Origin of the sequence: Segatella bryantii, assembly GCF_022024215.1 — a bacterium.
Lineage (GTDB): Bacteria > Bacteroidota > Bacteroidia > Bacteroidales > Bacteroidaceae > Prevotella > Prevotella bryantii.
Genome location: NZ_CP091797.1, coordinates 996,502 through 1,010,987, shown reverse-complemented (window position 1 = coordinate 1,010,987; position 14,486 = coordinate 996,502). Strand labels below are relative to the sequence as shown.

General features: G+C 39.5%; 14 protein-coding genes. 6 read left to right on the top strand and 8 right to left on the bottom strand.

All coding sequences use genetic code 11. The features are described from left to right. Positions 1–7: 7 nt before the first annotated feature. From L6471_RS03805 to L6471_RS03775, 7 genes are all read right to left on the bottom strand, one after another. Positions 8–619, bottom strand: a complete 612-nt coding sequence (locus L6471_RS03805) for a hypothetical protein (protein WP_237796882.1) — start codon at positions 617–619, stop codon at positions 8–10. A gap of 145 nt (positions 620–764) precedes the next feature. Continuing rightward, positions 765–1,877 (bottom strand): polysaccharide pyruvyl transferase family protein, encoded by a 1,113-nt coding sequence (locus L6471_RS03800; RefSeq protein WP_237796881.1) that lies wholly within the window; start codon positions 1,875–1,877, stop codon positions 765–767. 404 nt (positions 1,878–2,281) lie between these two features. After that, on the bottom strand, positions 2,282–3,745 hold the full coding sequence (locus tag L6471_RS03795; RefSeq protein ID WP_237796880.1) for an MATE family efflux transporter: 1,464 nt from the start codon (positions 3,743–3,745) through the stop codon (positions 2,282–2,284). A 163-nt stretch (positions 3,746–3,908) separates the two neighbouring features. After that, on the bottom strand, positions 3,909–5,150 hold the full coding sequence (locus L6471_RS03790) for a Coenzyme F420 hydrogenase/dehydrogenase, beta subunit C-terminal domain (RefSeq protein WP_237796879.1): 1,242 nt from the start codon (positions 5,148–5,150) through the stop codon (positions 3,909–3,911). Positions 5,151–5,648: 498 nt separating this feature from the next. Then, entirely contained in the window at positions 5,649–5,957 is a 309-nt protein-coding gene (locus tag L6471_RS03785; protein WP_094447987.1) for a hypothetical protein, read from the bottom strand. Further along, complete coding sequence (locus L6471_RS03780) at positions 5,944–6,105, bottom strand: hypothetical protein (RefSeq protein ID WP_179226431.1); 162 nt, start codon at positions 6,103–6,105, stop codon at positions 5,944–5,946. Before L6471_RS03780 ends, L6471_RS03785 begins: the two co-directional genes overlap by 14 nt. 89 nt (positions 6,106–6,194) lie before the next feature. Further along, on the bottom strand, positions 6,195–6,359 hold the full coding sequence (locus L6471_RS03775; RefSeq protein WP_237796878.1) for a hypothetical protein: 165 nt from the start codon (positions 6,357–6,359) through the stop codon (positions 6,195–6,197). A 312-nt stretch (positions 6,360–6,671) separates the two neighbouring features. Here L6471_RS03775 and cysK point away from each other — a divergent pair, with 312 nt between their 5' ends. From cysK to L6471_RS03745, 6 genes are all read left to right on the top strand, one after another. After that, positions 6,672–7,610 carry a cysteine synthase A gene (gene cysK, locus L6471_RS03770; RefSeq protein ID WP_237796877.1) on the top strand — a complete coding sequence of 313 codons (939 nt, stop codon included), beginning with the start codon at positions 6,672–6,674 and terminating at the stop codon, positions 7,608–7,610. A gap of 108 nt (positions 7,611–7,718) precedes the next feature. Beyond that, positions 7,719–8,591: a radical SAM protein gene (locus L6471_RS03765; protein ID WP_039869820.1), complete on the top strand. Its 873-nt coding sequence runs from the start codon at positions 7,719–7,721 to the stop codon at positions 8,589–8,591. Next, positions 8,584–8,952: a NifB/NifX family molybdenum-iron cluster-binding protein gene (locus tag L6471_RS03760; protein WP_237796876.1), complete on the top strand. Its 369-nt coding sequence runs from the start codon at positions 8,584–8,586 to the stop codon at positions 8,950–8,952. Before L6471_RS03765 ends, L6471_RS03760 begins: the two co-directional genes overlap by 8 nt. 73 nt (positions 8,953–9,025) lie before the next feature. Continuing rightward, entirely contained in the window at positions 9,026–9,877 is an 852-nt protein-coding gene (nifH, locus tag L6471_RS03755; RefSeq protein ID WP_006281725.1) for a nitrogenase iron protein, read from the top strand. Positions 9,878–9,895: 18 nt separating this feature from the next. Next, entirely contained in the window at positions 9,896–11,467 is a 1,572-nt protein-coding gene (locus L6471_RS03750; RefSeq protein WP_006281724.1) for a nitrogenase component 1, read from the top strand. An 81-nt stretch (positions 11,468–11,548) separates the two neighbouring features. Beyond that, the gene (locus L6471_RS03745) at positions 11,549–12,898 is read left to right on the top strand and encodes a nitrogenase component 1 (RefSeq protein WP_237796875.1); all 1,350 of its coding nucleotides are present in this window, start codon (positions 11,549–11,551) and stop codon (positions 12,896–12,898) included. A 102-nt stretch (positions 12,899–13,000) separates the two neighbouring features. Here the strand turns inward: L6471_RS03745 and L6471_RS03740 are convergent, their stop codons facing one another. Next, a complete protein-coding gene (locus tag L6471_RS03740) occupies positions 13,001–14,431 on the bottom strand; it encodes an undecaprenyl-phosphate glucose phosphotransferase (RefSeq protein WP_237796874.1) in 1,431 nt (476 codons plus the stop codon). Positions 14,432–14,486 lie beyond the last annotated feature (55 nt).

The following is a 14,486-nucleotide window of genomic DNA, read 5'->3' as shown; positions in this document are numbered from 1 at the left end:
CTGCTATTTAACCATAGAAGGTACGCTTAATACACTTGATAGCAAATTTGGATAATTTATTGTCTTTCTCTAATTTATCTAAAAGAAGAACTTGAGGAATAGATTCAAAGAAATTGATTATATCTGTACGAAGAACCCCAAAATGTATTTTGCTTTTAAGATGGACAGCCAATGCGTCAACTATGCTGTTTCTATCCTCGGGATATACATGATATTGTCGCCTAAGCTCTATGGATACTATTTTGCATGTTAGAAATGAAGGGAGATCTTTGCAGGTAAGAACTACTTTTCCTTTTGCCTGAGTTTTCTCCAGCTGAATATTGATATAACCATGCTCTAACTTTTTTACTATAGCATCAATCTCCTCATGCTTCTTCAAAAGAATTTTTTCCTGAAAGTCCTTTATCTCCTGCTCTACTTCAAAACAGGAATCAGATGAGGCTATTTTTTTTACTTGCTTTTTAATCCGCCGAAGTTTCTTTCTTTTTTCTTTCAGCAGGATTGACATTTCACATACTTCATCACTATAGCTAATTGAAATACCAGTAGCTTTGGTTGACTTCAAATGACCTTTACGTTCTTCTTGGTCAAGCATATGATAATAATCCTCACGTTTCATATTGATGCGCCATCAGAGGTACTTATATGGATATCTGTGCATGGGGCATTAGCTTTCTCCCTTATAAAATATGAAATTGTATTCATAGAGGAAATGGATCCATGTGCCTTTTGCTAACAAAGAAAATATATTTAAAGACTATCAACTACTTCTTTATACAATTCTGCAAAAAAATCTTCGAATTTGTTATCATATTAAGTAATTTTCTATCTACTATACAATAATCAATATCAGCTTGCAGTTCTGATGCGTTATAGTGTTCGGAAATACCTAAAGAATACATAAGATCAGCCATACGAGATGAACTGCCTGAACCTTTCAATGAATAAACATAAAACTGCTTGTGGAAGATAAGACTGAAAACACTTCCATGAAAGCTGCTGCTCACTACAATTCCAGCATTTTCCATTAAAGATATGAACTCAAGCGGTCCTGCATCATTTATATTGTAGTCTACATAGGTGCGAGGACTATAGTCATTCAGACTTACAATTTCATAACCTGTTTTCGCTTTGATTTTAGCAGAAAATTCTGCTATGCGCTCATCACCATAGAAATCATATACCAAGATATATTTGTTCTTTGGAAGCTTATAGTCTATAGCTTTAGATCCTAAATACATCCATTGCTTAGCATTGAGTAAGAATACTGGATCTACCACTTGTACAGCATCATTAAATCCAAAAAACTTAAGGATTTCAAGTCCGGTCTTCTCACGAACAGTGATATAATCGAAATTTCCTAGTTCATGCTTTACAAAAGGCTGATCTTCTTTATCAATCTCGTTAATACCAAAGCTGGCAGCATATGAAATCTTTTTAGCGGTACCAAAATCCAAAAAGTAGGCTGGTTCCTTTCCATTTGGTAGTTCTGTATTCCATATCTGATCACTTCCTGCTATATATAAGTTTGCTTGTGGAGGATTATTTTGCAGTTCTATAGAAGTGTTGTAACGTGTTGTTAGATGGAGATAACTCTGTGTAAAAGCATCAAATTTAGCTTTTCGCCCCCATGTCTTATATCTCAGCCTATTTCTGATGGGTGCAAAGAGACGTACAGGAGGGAATATTTTACACAACTTTCCGAACTTTCCACAATTTGCCTCCCATAGATTATATCGTCTTTTAAGGAACCATGGCATAAAGTCTATAATCTCTACTTCATTTCCCAGACTTTCTAGATAATGCTGTAGGGCATAGGCTTGTAGAGATGCGCCATAATTGTACACGTTATGACATGTGATTGTCTTTATCTTCATAAATATATTTTGTCGTTTAAGTCAATATGGTATATTGAACGCAAGGGATATTTTAAGCGACTGATATTATGCAGATCAATTGTAGGAATCCATAATGGCAATCGCAGATGAAAAAGGCTATTGTTGGTCATGAAACTTGCAGTTCCGCCTTATTTCGTATTTGTAACATATATAAGATTTTCCCTTTTGTAGTAATAATGAAGCATAGTCCATATTTTATAATTCAATAAAGATAAAAGTATCAATACCAAGATAAGTCAATTATTGGCAAAAGAATGTATACGGTTCGTAGTATCAACTCTGAGAAAGTTTATGCCCCAGCTTTATGGTAGAGGCAACTTATAGAACACGAGGACTATCAACACTCCTCCCGTATCATACTAATAGCATAATCCTATTCAATACTATTTGTGGATAAATTTATTTACTATTGAAGCGACTTTCTCTTTTACCTTTTGGCGTTCATACATAGATAGTCCCAAACGGTAACTAATCGTGATTACAGAGATAACAGAGACTATGCAGACTACTAGGAAATTAATGAAGTTGACTGACAGAAAGAAATATAAAGCAGTAGGAACAACTGCTGACAGCAAGCCAAGGAAAAATACACGGAGAGTAATCTTCCTAAAATAGTCCATCACCGGGAAATGAATACTTGCTTTTAGCATCAATATTCTAGCTACATGGAGGGCAACAGCCATGCACAGCCCGATAAACATAGCGGCATAAGGTGGAGCGCCCAATTTTAAGGCAACATAAACCAACGGCAATGTCAGCAAAGATAATCCACCCACCACAATTTGATAATCTTTCACTTTACCAGAAGCATGCATAGATGTAATTAGCGTACCTGAGAGACTGTCAACTAACGATGTAAGCAAAACTAGTCGAAGGAAGATGCCCGTGTAGGCAGGAACATTTACTAGCCATATTTTCAAGATATAAGGAGCTTCCAAAGTCAGTGGCAGTACAAACATGAGCATGATAAGAAAGGAAAATTTACTACCACGAAATACCAATCTGAACATTTCATATTTTTCTCCTGCAGAATAGTGCTTTACAATCTGTGGATTCATAGCTACCTGGAAGTTGTTGACGAAACCACCAACAGCATTAAGTACCTGATATGCTACACCACGAGCTGCATTGATAGCGGCTCCGAAAAACATATTCAATACAACATTGATACCTTGCTCTTTTAAGACTCCAGCCAATGATCCTATAAGGTTCCAACTGACGAAAGATCCCATTTCCATACCCTTGCTTTTATCCCAAACCCAATTGAAATGGCATTGTTTGAGATTTCTGTTAACGTATACTCCATAAACAATACTTAATATCAGAGATGTAGAAGCCATGAGGATGGAGTAGAATATCAGCTTATCAAATGGTGCAATAGCTATGAAATATACGATAAGAAGTTTCAACGTCACTTCGAATATGCTAACATACGCAAAAGCCTTCATTCGCTCATAAGCTATCAAGACTGCATTATACGGAACACTGATTACACTGATAATAAACGTCAGGAGCGAGAACTGAAATACCCAATTGGCAGCATAATAGCGTTCATGTGGAAGATTAAGATAATTATTGATAAACCATATTCCTACAGTTTCCCCTAATAATAATATAATCAGTCCTAGCCCAATATGTATTATTATCGCTGTAGAAAAAACCTCGTGTACTTTCCCACTACTGCCTTTGCCAATTTCGAAAGAGAGAAAGCGCTGAGAAGCAGTCGACATAGCTCCACTAATAACTGTAAACATGGAGACAAAGCCACCGACTACATTGTAAATACCATAATTTACTTCTCCTAATACTTGCAGGACAACTCGCGACGTATAGATACTAATACACATCGTAAGCAACATACGAAAGTAAAGAAGTAAAGTATTTTTTGCTAGCCTTTTATTATTTTCTTGTACACAAGCCACTATTATACTACATTTATTACAAAAATATTTAAATCCTTAAATTTCTACATTGAACTATAAATCATTTATTATATTTTTCAAGGATGATTTACTGATGAAATAAAACGAGCAGTAGCTTCTTTATCATATGATAGCTGGTTCGAAAAGGATGACGGAAACGATTATTCCATCTTGCTTTTTGTCTTTGCTTGTTGATGATATCTATCGCATCATCTATATCTTTAGAAGGATCAGACAGAGAGTCCTCAATCTTCTTATACCAAAACTTATAGGGTGGACAAACTTTCATCTGTCCTTCTGCTACTACGTCAAAAGGTTGCTCGGTTAGCTGGCAATTTATACGCTGCAAAACGTCCTTTCCTTTTTCTGTGAAGGCTACTGCTCCGCTTACACCATCTTGATTATCCTGATAGGTCTTACCCCAAAGATCGCAGATGCGAATGTCCGCTGAAGAGTGGTCATATTTGTATTTGCAGTGATGATAGCACTGGTCACCTAAGCAACAGTCATCTAGGAAGAGCGCATAAAACTTGTCTCCTTTGGACATTTGAGACTGATAGTAACTTTTTTTTTCCTTGATTAACATATTATAACTGTCATGCCAATCAATCTTCTCACCATGTACTTTTCCGTCGATGCCCATTGCCCAACTGTCATGCCAGCCAGTAAATTTGTTACGCCAAGAAGCATAAGTAATCTTTCCAGTCTTCTTTTCTACGAAGTCAACATATTTCTTCCAGGCATTCATCGATGGTACGCCGTGACAAAAGAAATCAAGTAGGATAAAGTTCTCCTCCGGCAAACGCATTCGCTTCATATAGGTACGGAAAGAATCTATCTGACAAGGTGAACCAGTAACGAGATATTTATTCTTACGGTCAACACCTCTCCAGCCATCTACTGGATAACTCTGGATATATTTACTACCAGCTGTCTGTACCAATTCTTCAATAGTGGAAGCTACAAAATGTTCTGCTCTTCCTTTCTCTGCATTATAGCGTACTCCAATTGTCTTATAGCCCTGCTTTAATAGATAAAGAGCTATTTCCAAACCTGCACCACCGGATGAGCACTTACGCTGTACCCGATGATCCTTACTCCAGACGGCATAGCTTGCTAATGGTTTGTTACATACAGCTAAATCATCCTTAATAAAAGCGCAAACATCCCGACATAGACCACAATGAGTGCATCTGTCTGGATCTGTAATATAAGGTTCATAAAAACCTTTCCTATTCAATTTTATGTCAATGATATGCACAGGGCATGATTTAGAGCATACTCCACAACCATAGCAATCGTGCATATCTGATATATTTGATTGATTCATATGTATATAAGGGCATAATCTATTTTGTGCAATAAATTGAGTCCCTTGTTATATGTTGCTTTAGTTATTCTATATTGAAATTAGAGTGAATTTTAAAGTTCACTAGTAAACAGTCAAAAAACGACCGTGCCCAGATACATTCATGCCTAAAAGGCAGTGATTGCACTGCATAACGGATATTTTGCTAAAAAATTAATATTTGATTTTTATTTTTAACTAGGCCAATCAAGCATTTATTCCGATTGTGCCTGGCAACAAATTTTCATTATCTGTTCTTTCAGTACGTACTTCATTAAAGAATATCTTGAAGTACCCCAGTACTGATACTCTTGCAAGCTTGCAAGTTTCAACGAAGAATATATTACAGATACCACTGCACCCTTATGATTGCCAAAAAACAATTTACAGTACTCAACAGCCATTGGGCATATACAGCGTTCTGTAGGTATATTGTCTATAGAATATCTATCGACTTATAAAAAATAAAAGAAGATATTTTTAGCCTTTATTCATCTTAGCAGGAAGAATACGATCAACTATTACAAAATCTTCCTCTATATGATAGACATAAATCCAGCGACGATTGTGGGATAACATTCGACGCGCTTCGGGGTGTATTTGTCGTAATGTCATGGATGTTGACCTACCATAGAGGTCAGCATAAAGAGCTAACATCTTTATTTCCTCACGCATACTGTTAGCATAGTGTATTGCTCCTTCCTTTGTCATCATAGTCTTAAGGAACTTGCGCAATTCTGCCATGTCTAAACGAGCATCATGACTGATTCGTACTTCATAGATTTTCATAATCCTCTTGAACCTTATCTATCAGTTCATCGAAGTATTCGTCTACAGACATTGTATTTGCTATAATTTTCTTACGAGTGTCTAAACCTTTCGTAAGTGAATGATAGCTTTTCCCGACTGTTTTCTTAGTTGCTACTGCTGAATTCATACCTTCTTATATTTTTGAGCAAAGATACGAAAAGGTTTTGAAATATATCGCACTTTGACTTTTATTTTTAGACTACAGCATTCAAGTATTTACTCCGATTGTATCTGGCAATATAATGTCGTTACGTAATCAGCCTTATGACCTGTACGCTCTTCATAGGCCTGCTTCATTTTCTCTTCAAGAGCTGCTACAGCATTTTTATTGGTTCGCTTGGCAGCCTTAAAATGGCGTAATGCTTCTTCCTCTGTAATCATAAACAGATTCTTCTAAACCTTTCATAAGTGAATAATAACTTTCCCACTGTTGGGGATATACAGTAAACCTAAGATAGCCTGTTAACTTATGTATGGTTACACTAAAGCAAATATTTTGCTGATTTCCAGACATTTATACTCAATATACCATACAATAGTAATAAAAAATGCCTAATAAATGGTATTTCCTATGTGCTCGACTTACTTTAATTTTGCACACAGAAAAACATATTGTTTGATAAGATTACTTGAAGTAGTAGTCTTTCGATTGAAAAACATTAAATTATATAATAGCTAACAGGAGGAATAATTATGGCAAAGATTATTGAAAGTTCTCTCGAGTTGATTGGTAATACACCACTTCTAAAACTCAACAATTATTCAAAAAAGGATGGGGTTAATCAGGCAACACTCTTGGCTAAATTGGAATATCTCAATCCTGCCGGTTCGGTTAAGGATCGTATCGCTCTTGCTATGATAGAGGATGCTGAGAATAAAGGGCTATTGAAGCCTGGCGCTACTATCATAGAGCCAACTTCTGGTAATACGGGTATCGGTTTAGCCGCTGTGGCTTCTGCTAAGGGGTATAAGGCTATTCTTACTCTGCCTGATACGATGAGCGTTGAGCGCAGAAATCTGTTAAAGGCTTATGGTGCTGAGATTGTCTTGACAGAAGGTGCCAAGGGTATGAAGGGGGCTATTGCTAAGGCTGATGAACTCAATAGGAGTATTCCGGGGTCGGTGATTCTTGGACAGTTTGTTAATCCTGCTAATCCTGAAATTCATCGTAAGACTACGGGTCCTGAGATTTGGGAGCAGACGGATGGCAATGTTGATATCTTTGTTGCAGGTGTCGGCACTGGTGGTACACTTTCGGGTGTCGGCGAATATCTGAAGTCGAAGAACGCTAATGTGAAGATTGTTGCTGTAGAGCCTGCTACGTCTCCGGTATTGACCAAAGGTATTGCAGGACCTCATAAGATACAGGGTATCGGAGCCGGATTCATTCCTGATACACTGAATACAAAAATCTATGACGAAGTGATTGCTATCGAAAACGAAGATGCTTTTGCTGAAGGTAAAAAGTTTGCGGTTAGCGAAGGTATTCTTGTTGGAATCTCTTCTGGTGCAGCTTTAAAGGCTGCGTCGATTCTGGCAGCTCGCCCAGAGAATGAAGGTAAGAACATCGTCGTGTTGCTGCCTGATTCTGGTGACAGATACTTGTCTACAGCTTTATTCTCTAATAACTAATCCTATTTTTTTGAGCGATTTCCTTGTCTACCGAGAGCAAAAATGTTCTCGGTAAGATAAATATATGTCTATCCAAAAAGATTTATAAGTGAAATTCTATATAGAATTATGACTGAAATTCAAGAGAAATTACGAAATAATCACCCTTGCTTTGCTGAGAAACCTGGTAATCTCGGAAGAATTCATCTGCCGGTTAGCCCAGCTTGTAACATCGGTTGTCGATTTTGCAGCCGTGTCTTGAATGATACGGAGCAGCGACCTGGTGTAACCGCTAAGGTTATCACTCCTGAGGAGAGTATCGCTATTCTTAAAAAGGCATTAAAGATATGTCCTGCTATTAAGGTGGCTGGTATCGCTGGACCGGGTGATACTTTGGCTACAGATACGGCTCTGCAGACATTCCGTTTAATTGATAAGGAGTTTCCTCATTTGCTTAAATGTATGAGTACTAACGGATTATTGCTTGCTGAGAAGGCTGATGAAGTGATAGAGGCGAAGATAGACTCTTTGACGGTTACGGTGAATGCTGTAGACCCTGAGATAGAAGCCAAACTGAATAAGTTTGTCGTGTATCATGGCAAAAAGTATGATGCACTGGAGGGGGCTAAGATCTTGATCGAAAACCAACTCAATGGTATTCGAAAGGTGGCGGAGAGTGGTATCACTGTGAAGGTGAATACGGTATTGGTGCCTAAAATCAATGGGCATCACATCGAACAGATAGCTAAGACGGTTTCTTCGCTGGGTGCTTCGATTTATAATATCATCCCTTTGATACCGACGTATGAACTCAAGGATGAGAAGGCTCCTTTCTGTTTCCAGATAGAGGAGGCGAGAAAGCAAGCTGAGAAATACATGGATGTGTTCCGCCACTGTAATCGCTGTCGTGCCGATGCGGTAGGTGTTCCCGGGGTGAATGATTTCTCCAAGGAGGTTTATTCAGAGGACTTTGTTGTATCAGAAACTTTCTCACATGGATAACGAGCATCAATATAACGCATTTCGTGTTGCTGCTGCTTCGACGGATTACGGGTATACCGTGGATGTTCATTTTGGCAGAGCTACAGAGTTTTACATATACCAGTTTTTTGATGGGGAGTGGGATTACCTGGAAAAGCGTTCGGTAGAGCCGGTATGTCTGGGTGGAAGTCATTCTTCTTCTGAAATGGAGGCGAGAATTAATCTCTTTCAGGATTGCCAGTATATTATCGCTTCGCGAATAGGTGTGGGAGCGATTTCTTTGATGAGGCAAAAGGGCATTACGGCGATGGCTTTGCCGGGAGATCTTTTTGAGGCTTTAGAAAAAGTACAGTCGTATAACGAAATACAAAATTTATTTTAAGGGTGGAAATTTTTGATAACCACCTTAGTTGTTTCATAGCCACGCTTGTGGCTGCAAAAGCATTATCTTTAAAATGGCAGAATTAAGACAAATTGCAATTTACGGAAAAGGAGGTATCGGTAAATCAACCACGACTCAGAATCTTACAGCAGGATTGGTTGAACACGGTAAAAAAGTTATGGTTGTGGGGTGCGACCCAAAAGCGGATTCTACCCGTTTGTTATTGGGCGGTTTAGCTCAAAAGACGGTTTTGGATACCATTCGTGACGAAGGTGAGGACATCTCATTAGACAGAATTATGCGTACGGGCTTCGGCGGTACACGTTGTGTGGAGTCGGGTGGTCCTGAGCCTGGAGTGGGGTGTGCTGGTCGTGGTATCATCACCTCAATTAATATGTTGGAAAACTTAGGTGCTTATACTGATGATTTGGATTATGTCTTCTATGATGTCTTGGGTGACGTGGTCTGTGGCGGTTTTGCAATGCCTATTCGTGAGGGTAAGGCGAAGGAAATTTATATTGTTGCTTCGGGTGAGATGATGGCTCTGTATGCTGCCAATAATATCGCAAAAGGTATCCAGCGTTATGCCCGTACTGGTGGTGTTCGTTTGGGTGGTATCATTTGTAACTCAAGAAATGTGGATCGTGAGTTGGATTTGCTTCGTGCCTTCGCTCATGAACTGGGTACTCAGTTGATTCATTTCGTTCCACGTAATAATATTGTCCAACGAGCTGAAATCAATAAGAAAACGGTGATAGAGTATAAACCGGATTCTGATCAGGCTGATGAATATCGACAGTTGGCTAAGGCGATTATTGACAATGATAAGTTTGTTATTCCTACGCCTATGACTCAGGAACGTCTCGAGGAGATTCTTCTTGAATATGGCTTGCTGGATAATGCTGATGACGATTATCGTATATAATGTATGGGGTACAAGATTATGGCAAATAGAATAAATCTGGATATGACCACCGTCAAAAATCGTGAGTTGCGACTCGGTACGATTATCGGATGGGACGGCTCTGCGAAAGAGTTGATAGAGCAATCGGCTTACGATGAGCGAAGCGTAAAGAAACATGGTGGTTGTGCTGGGGCAGGACAGGGGTGTCGGCTTTGTGAATTGCAAAGTCCTTTGAATCAGACGACGATGTGCTCTAATGCTATTGTACAATGCCAGATAGGTAATCTTACGGATTGTGTCTTGATAGACCATGCACCTATTGGCTGTAGTAGTGAGAATGCGAAGTTTAACCTCTCTATGCATGTGGGACTTGCTCGTCGTGGTAAACCTCAGCAAAACACGCTCAATATGAGTACTAATCTTCAGGAGAAGGATATGGTTTTTGGTGGTAGTGCCAAACTCCGTCAGGCTATCCGTATAGCCAAGGAGCGCTATAATCCTAAGGCCATTTTCATTTCTATGGCTTGTGCTACTGCTATTACGGGCGAAGATATCGACAGTGTGGCTGAGGAGTTAGAGCCTGAGGTGGGGGTTCCTGTGATTCCTTTGCATTGTGAGGGCTTCCGAAGTAAGCATTGGAGTACTGGTTTCGATGTTGCCTTTCATGGTGTGCTGAGACAGATCGTGGAGAGACATCCTACTAAAAAGCAAAAGGACTTGATTAATATTGTTGCCTTATGGGGTACAGACTGGTTTACGGATCTATTGAAACCTCTGGGACTTCGCGTTAATTATCTGCTCGACTGTGCTTCATATGAGGAGATTCGACAGGCTTCTGAGGCTGTTGCTACCACGACGTTCTGTGAAACACTTGGTGGCTATATGGGTGCGGCGCTTGAAGATCAGTTTGGTGTGCCACAGATTGATGCTCCGCAACCTTATGGTATTAAGGGTACTGATGCCTGGCTGAGAGCGATTGCCAAAGTGGTTGGTAAGGAGAAAGAGGCTGAGGCTTTTATAGAAAGTGAGCATCAGCGTATCGCTCCGCAGTTAGAAGCGTATCGTGAGTATTTCAAGGGTAAGTATGGTATGGTGCTTACGGGGTCGGCTTATGCTCATGGCTTGATAAGTGTTTTGGCGGAGCTGGGTATCAAAAATGAGGCGGCTCTTGTTTTCCACCATGACCCGATTTATGATGGTGCTGGTAAGAATCAGGATACATTGAAGGAACTAGTAGAAACGTATGGCGATATTCCTCACTATACGGTCAGTAAGACACGTGCTTTCCAGTTGCCGCAACTGCTGAAGCGTGCTAAAACGGATTTCTTAATTATTCGTCACCCAGGATTGGCTTCTGTGGCAGGACATCTTGGTGTGCCTACTTTTGCTTTGGGTGATGAGCATATCCCTGTAGGGTATGATGGCATCTTGCGTGTGGGTGAAATTCTCAAAGGTGTATTAGCTCGTACTAAGTTTAATAAGACGCTTCAGCGTCATGTACGCTTGCCATATAATGATTGGTGGTTCAATCAGGATGATCCTTTCATTCTCACGAAAGACAAATCTGTCTTTGTGGATATTGAGAAGAAACTAGAAGAGGTTAAGTTTTAGAGGGGCATGTATATCTTGTTAAGAGTAAAGATTTCAGGCTAAAATATCTATATTTTCGAATACATCAAAAATGATCAGGTAATGAGCGATATAAAAAAGAAGAAACCTTCGGTAATATCCGATGTAAGATATGCTTGTGCGGTTGGCGCGACGAATACCGTGGTGGCCATTAAAGGGGCTGTTCCGATAGCGAATTGTAGTCCGGGATGTCAGTTGAAGACAACGGCTATGTTGACTTTCGAAAATGGGTTTCAGGGTAGTATTGCTGCTGGTGGTGGTAATATGCCAAGTGCTAATTCTACAGAGAACGATGTCGTATTTGGTGGCATTAAGACTTTGGATGCACTCATCAAATCTACCCTTAAAATCTATGAGGGTGATCTCTTTGTGGTGCTTACGGGGTGTGTAGGTGAGCTTATCGGTGATAATGTGCCCGATCTTGTAAGTAATTATCAACGAGCAGGTTATCCTATCGTATATGCTAACACTGCTGGCTTTAAGGGTAATAATCTGTATGGACATGAAGTGGTGGTAGATGCGATCATCGACCAGTTTGTGGGCGACTACCAGGGGGAAAAGAAAAAGGGACTTATCAATCTTTGGTTTGAAACGCCATACTATAACCATAACTGGCGTGGTGATTATCAGGAACTTGCTCGCATATTACGTGGTGCAGGATTTGAAGTCAATGTTCTCTTTGGTGCTGAGAACCCTGGTGTTGAGGCTTGGAAGAGAATACCGCAAGCACAGTTTAATCTTGTTGTATCTCCATGGGTCGGTATCAAAAATGCAGAGCATTTGCAGAAGAAATATAATCAGCCATACTTGCATATTCCTGAAATTCCTGTAGGTGAAGAAGCTACAGCGAAGTTCATCCGTCAAGTAGTGGAATATGCGGGTATTGACAAGGCGCAATCGGAGCAGTTCATCCGTCAGGAAGCTGATATTTATTATTATTATTTGGAGCATTTCTCTGAGTTTTTTGCAGAGTATTGGTATGGTATGCCGAGCGAGTTTGTGGTAACGGCAGATGCTGCTTATGCGTTGGCTTATTCCAAGTTTCTTGCCGACCAAATCGGTTTGATACCGAAAAAAGTGATTATTACGGATAATACACCGGAGAAATATCGACCAGCGATAACTGAATATTTCAAGAATAACATTTCTGAGGGAGTAAGCATTGACGTCGAATTTGAGGAAGACGGCTATTTGGTAGAGAAGAAAATAGAAAGTGTGGAATTTACTTCTGGTAAACCATTAATCCTCGGTTCTTCATGGGAGCTTACTCTTGCCGATAAGAAGGGGGCTCTGTTCTTTGAAGTGGCCACTCCTTCTTCTGAAACACTGGTTATTAACCGTTCGCATATTGGATACAGAGGGGCATTGCAATTCCTGGAGAGAATATACAGTGCATCTGTAGGTGGTAGATAATATGATTACGCAAAAAAGCCCATGGCTATAATTCTGTTAGGAATAGCTATGGGCTTTTATTTGATAAGAATTTCGTCTTTTGGGTTGTGCCTTTGATGCTGTTTAATAGGCATGTTTGTCTGGAATGATAATACTCTTGGCGGTCATCCATATAATTTTTAGGTCAAGCCATATACTCCAGTTCTCAATATACCAAATGTCCCGTTTTATGCGGCCTTCCATCTGCCAGAGTTCTTTCGTCTCTCCACGATAACCGGTAACCTGTGCCCAACCGGTAATGCCTGGTTTACAGAAATGGCGGACCATATACTTATCAATCAGCTTGCCATACATCTCTGTGTGGGTAAGCATGTGTGGGCGAGGGCCGACTATACTCATATCACCCTTGAGAACATTGAAGAATTGTGGAAATTCATCCAAGTTGGTCTTGCGGATAAAGTTGCCGAAAGCAAATTTACGAGGGTCGTTTTTGGTTGCTTGTATCTTATCCGCATCTTTATTGACGTGCATAGAGCGGAACTTATAGCAATAGAAGGTTTTACCATCTATACCTGTTCTGCCCTGACGGAAGAAGATTGGACCAGGACTTTGTATCTTGATGATGAGGCCGATAATAAGAGTAAGGGGAACCAAAAAGATGCACACACCCAAAGATACAGCAATATCAAAGCTACGTTTAATAATACGGTTTATTGGGCGTCTCAGAGGTTCTATTCGGTTCCTATATACTAAGTGATCGCCTAGCATGCAGGCTTTCAGGTTTAATTGATAGTCTTCGAAAGCACGGGGTACATAGAAGAAGCGTACTACGTTTTTATCACACGAACGTGCTATGCGGTTTATTTCTTCCGAATCGTTATGTGATATACTGCAATAGAGTTCGTCTATATTGAGTTCATGTAGTGGATCACTGTCCCATTTATCAAGTTTCTTGTTGAGATCATCTATGCTGCCCAGGTATTTCAGCTTGTCTGGTGCTCCCTCCATCTCTTTATCGGCATAGTATCCTTTGATGCGGTAACCCGATGATATTGTAGATGAGAAATCGTTATATAGATTAAGGAGTGATTTATCATGTCCCACGAAGAGTACAGAGCGCGTATTACGACCAATAGAGCGAAGATAGGATAGGAATCTATGTTCTGCAGCGCGCGAAAGTATAATTAGGATGAAAAGTGTTACTGTAAAGGACATGTAGAAAGAAAAATAGCCTACCTCCCATGACAACAGTTTAATGATGAAACAGAAAAGTACCATCTGTAAACCTACTAATCGCGAAACATTAAGGAAAACCTCAGAATATTTAATCAGACGACGCTGAATAATAGATTTATAGAAAAACTCAGCAATGAACATCGAAAAGTTCATTACTACAAATGTTATTTTGGTAGCAAATAAAAAATAATGTGGTATCCAGGAGTTACAAAAAATAACAGTAAAAAGGAATAATACGTTTAATATAAAAAAATCACCTAATAATACTGAAAATCTTACATATTCGTTTTCCTCGGATTCTTTCTTAATTTGATTCATGGTCCTAACTTTCTTTTCATATGCAAATTTAATTATAAAAATTAGGAAACGCAAG

Coding starts and splice junctions, on each gene's coding strand:
- L6471_RS03805 (WP_237796882.1), bottom strand. CDS start 619: ATGAAACGTGAGGATTATTATCATATGCTTGACCAAGAAGAACGTAAA.
- L6471_RS03800 (WP_237796881.1), bottom strand. CDS start 1,877: ATGAAGATAAAGACAATCACATGTCATAACGTGTACAATTATGGCGCA.
- L6471_RS03795 (WP_237796880.1), bottom strand. CDS start 3,745: ATGTGTATTAGTATCTATACGTCGCGAGTTGTCCTGCAAGTATTAGGA.
- L6471_RS03790 (WP_237796879.1), bottom strand. CDS start 5,150: ATGAATCAATCAAATATATCAGATATGCACGATTGCTATGGTTGTGGA.
- L6471_RS03785 (WP_094447987.1), bottom strand. CDS start 5,957: ATGAAAATCTATGAAGTACGAATCAGTCATGATGCTCGTTTAGACATG.
- L6471_RS03780 (WP_179226431.1), bottom strand. CDS start 6,105: ATGAATTCAGCAGTAGCAACTAAGAAAACAGTCGGGAAAAGCTATCAT.
- L6471_RS03775 (WP_237796878.1), bottom strand. CDS start 6,359: ATGATTACAGAGGAAGAAGCATTACGCCATTTTAAGGCTGCCAAGCGA.
- cysK (WP_237796877.1), top strand. CDS start 6,672: ATGGCAAAGATTATTGAAAGTTCTCTCGAGTTGATTGGTAATACACCA.
- L6471_RS03765 (WP_039869820.1), top strand. CDS start 7,719: ATGACTGAAATTCAAGAGAAATTACGAAATAATCACCCTTGCTTTGCT.
- L6471_RS03760 (WP_237796876.1), top strand. CDS start 8,584: ATGGATAACGAGCATCAATATAACGCATTTCGTGTTGCTGCTGCTTCG.
- nifH (WP_006281725.1), top strand. CDS start 9,026: ATGGCAGAATTAAGACAAATTGCAATTTACGGAAAAGGAGGTATCGGT.
- L6471_RS03750 (WP_006281724.1), top strand. CDS start 9,896: ATGGCAAATAGAATAAATCTGGATATGACCACCGTCAAAAATCGTGAG.
- L6471_RS03745 (WP_237796875.1), top strand. CDS start 11,549: ATGAGCGATATAAAAAAGAAGAAACCTTCGGTAATATCCGATGTAAGA.
- L6471_RS03740 (WP_237796874.1), bottom strand. CDS start 14,431: ATGAATCAAATTAAGAAAGAATCCGAGGAAAACGAATATGTAAGATTT.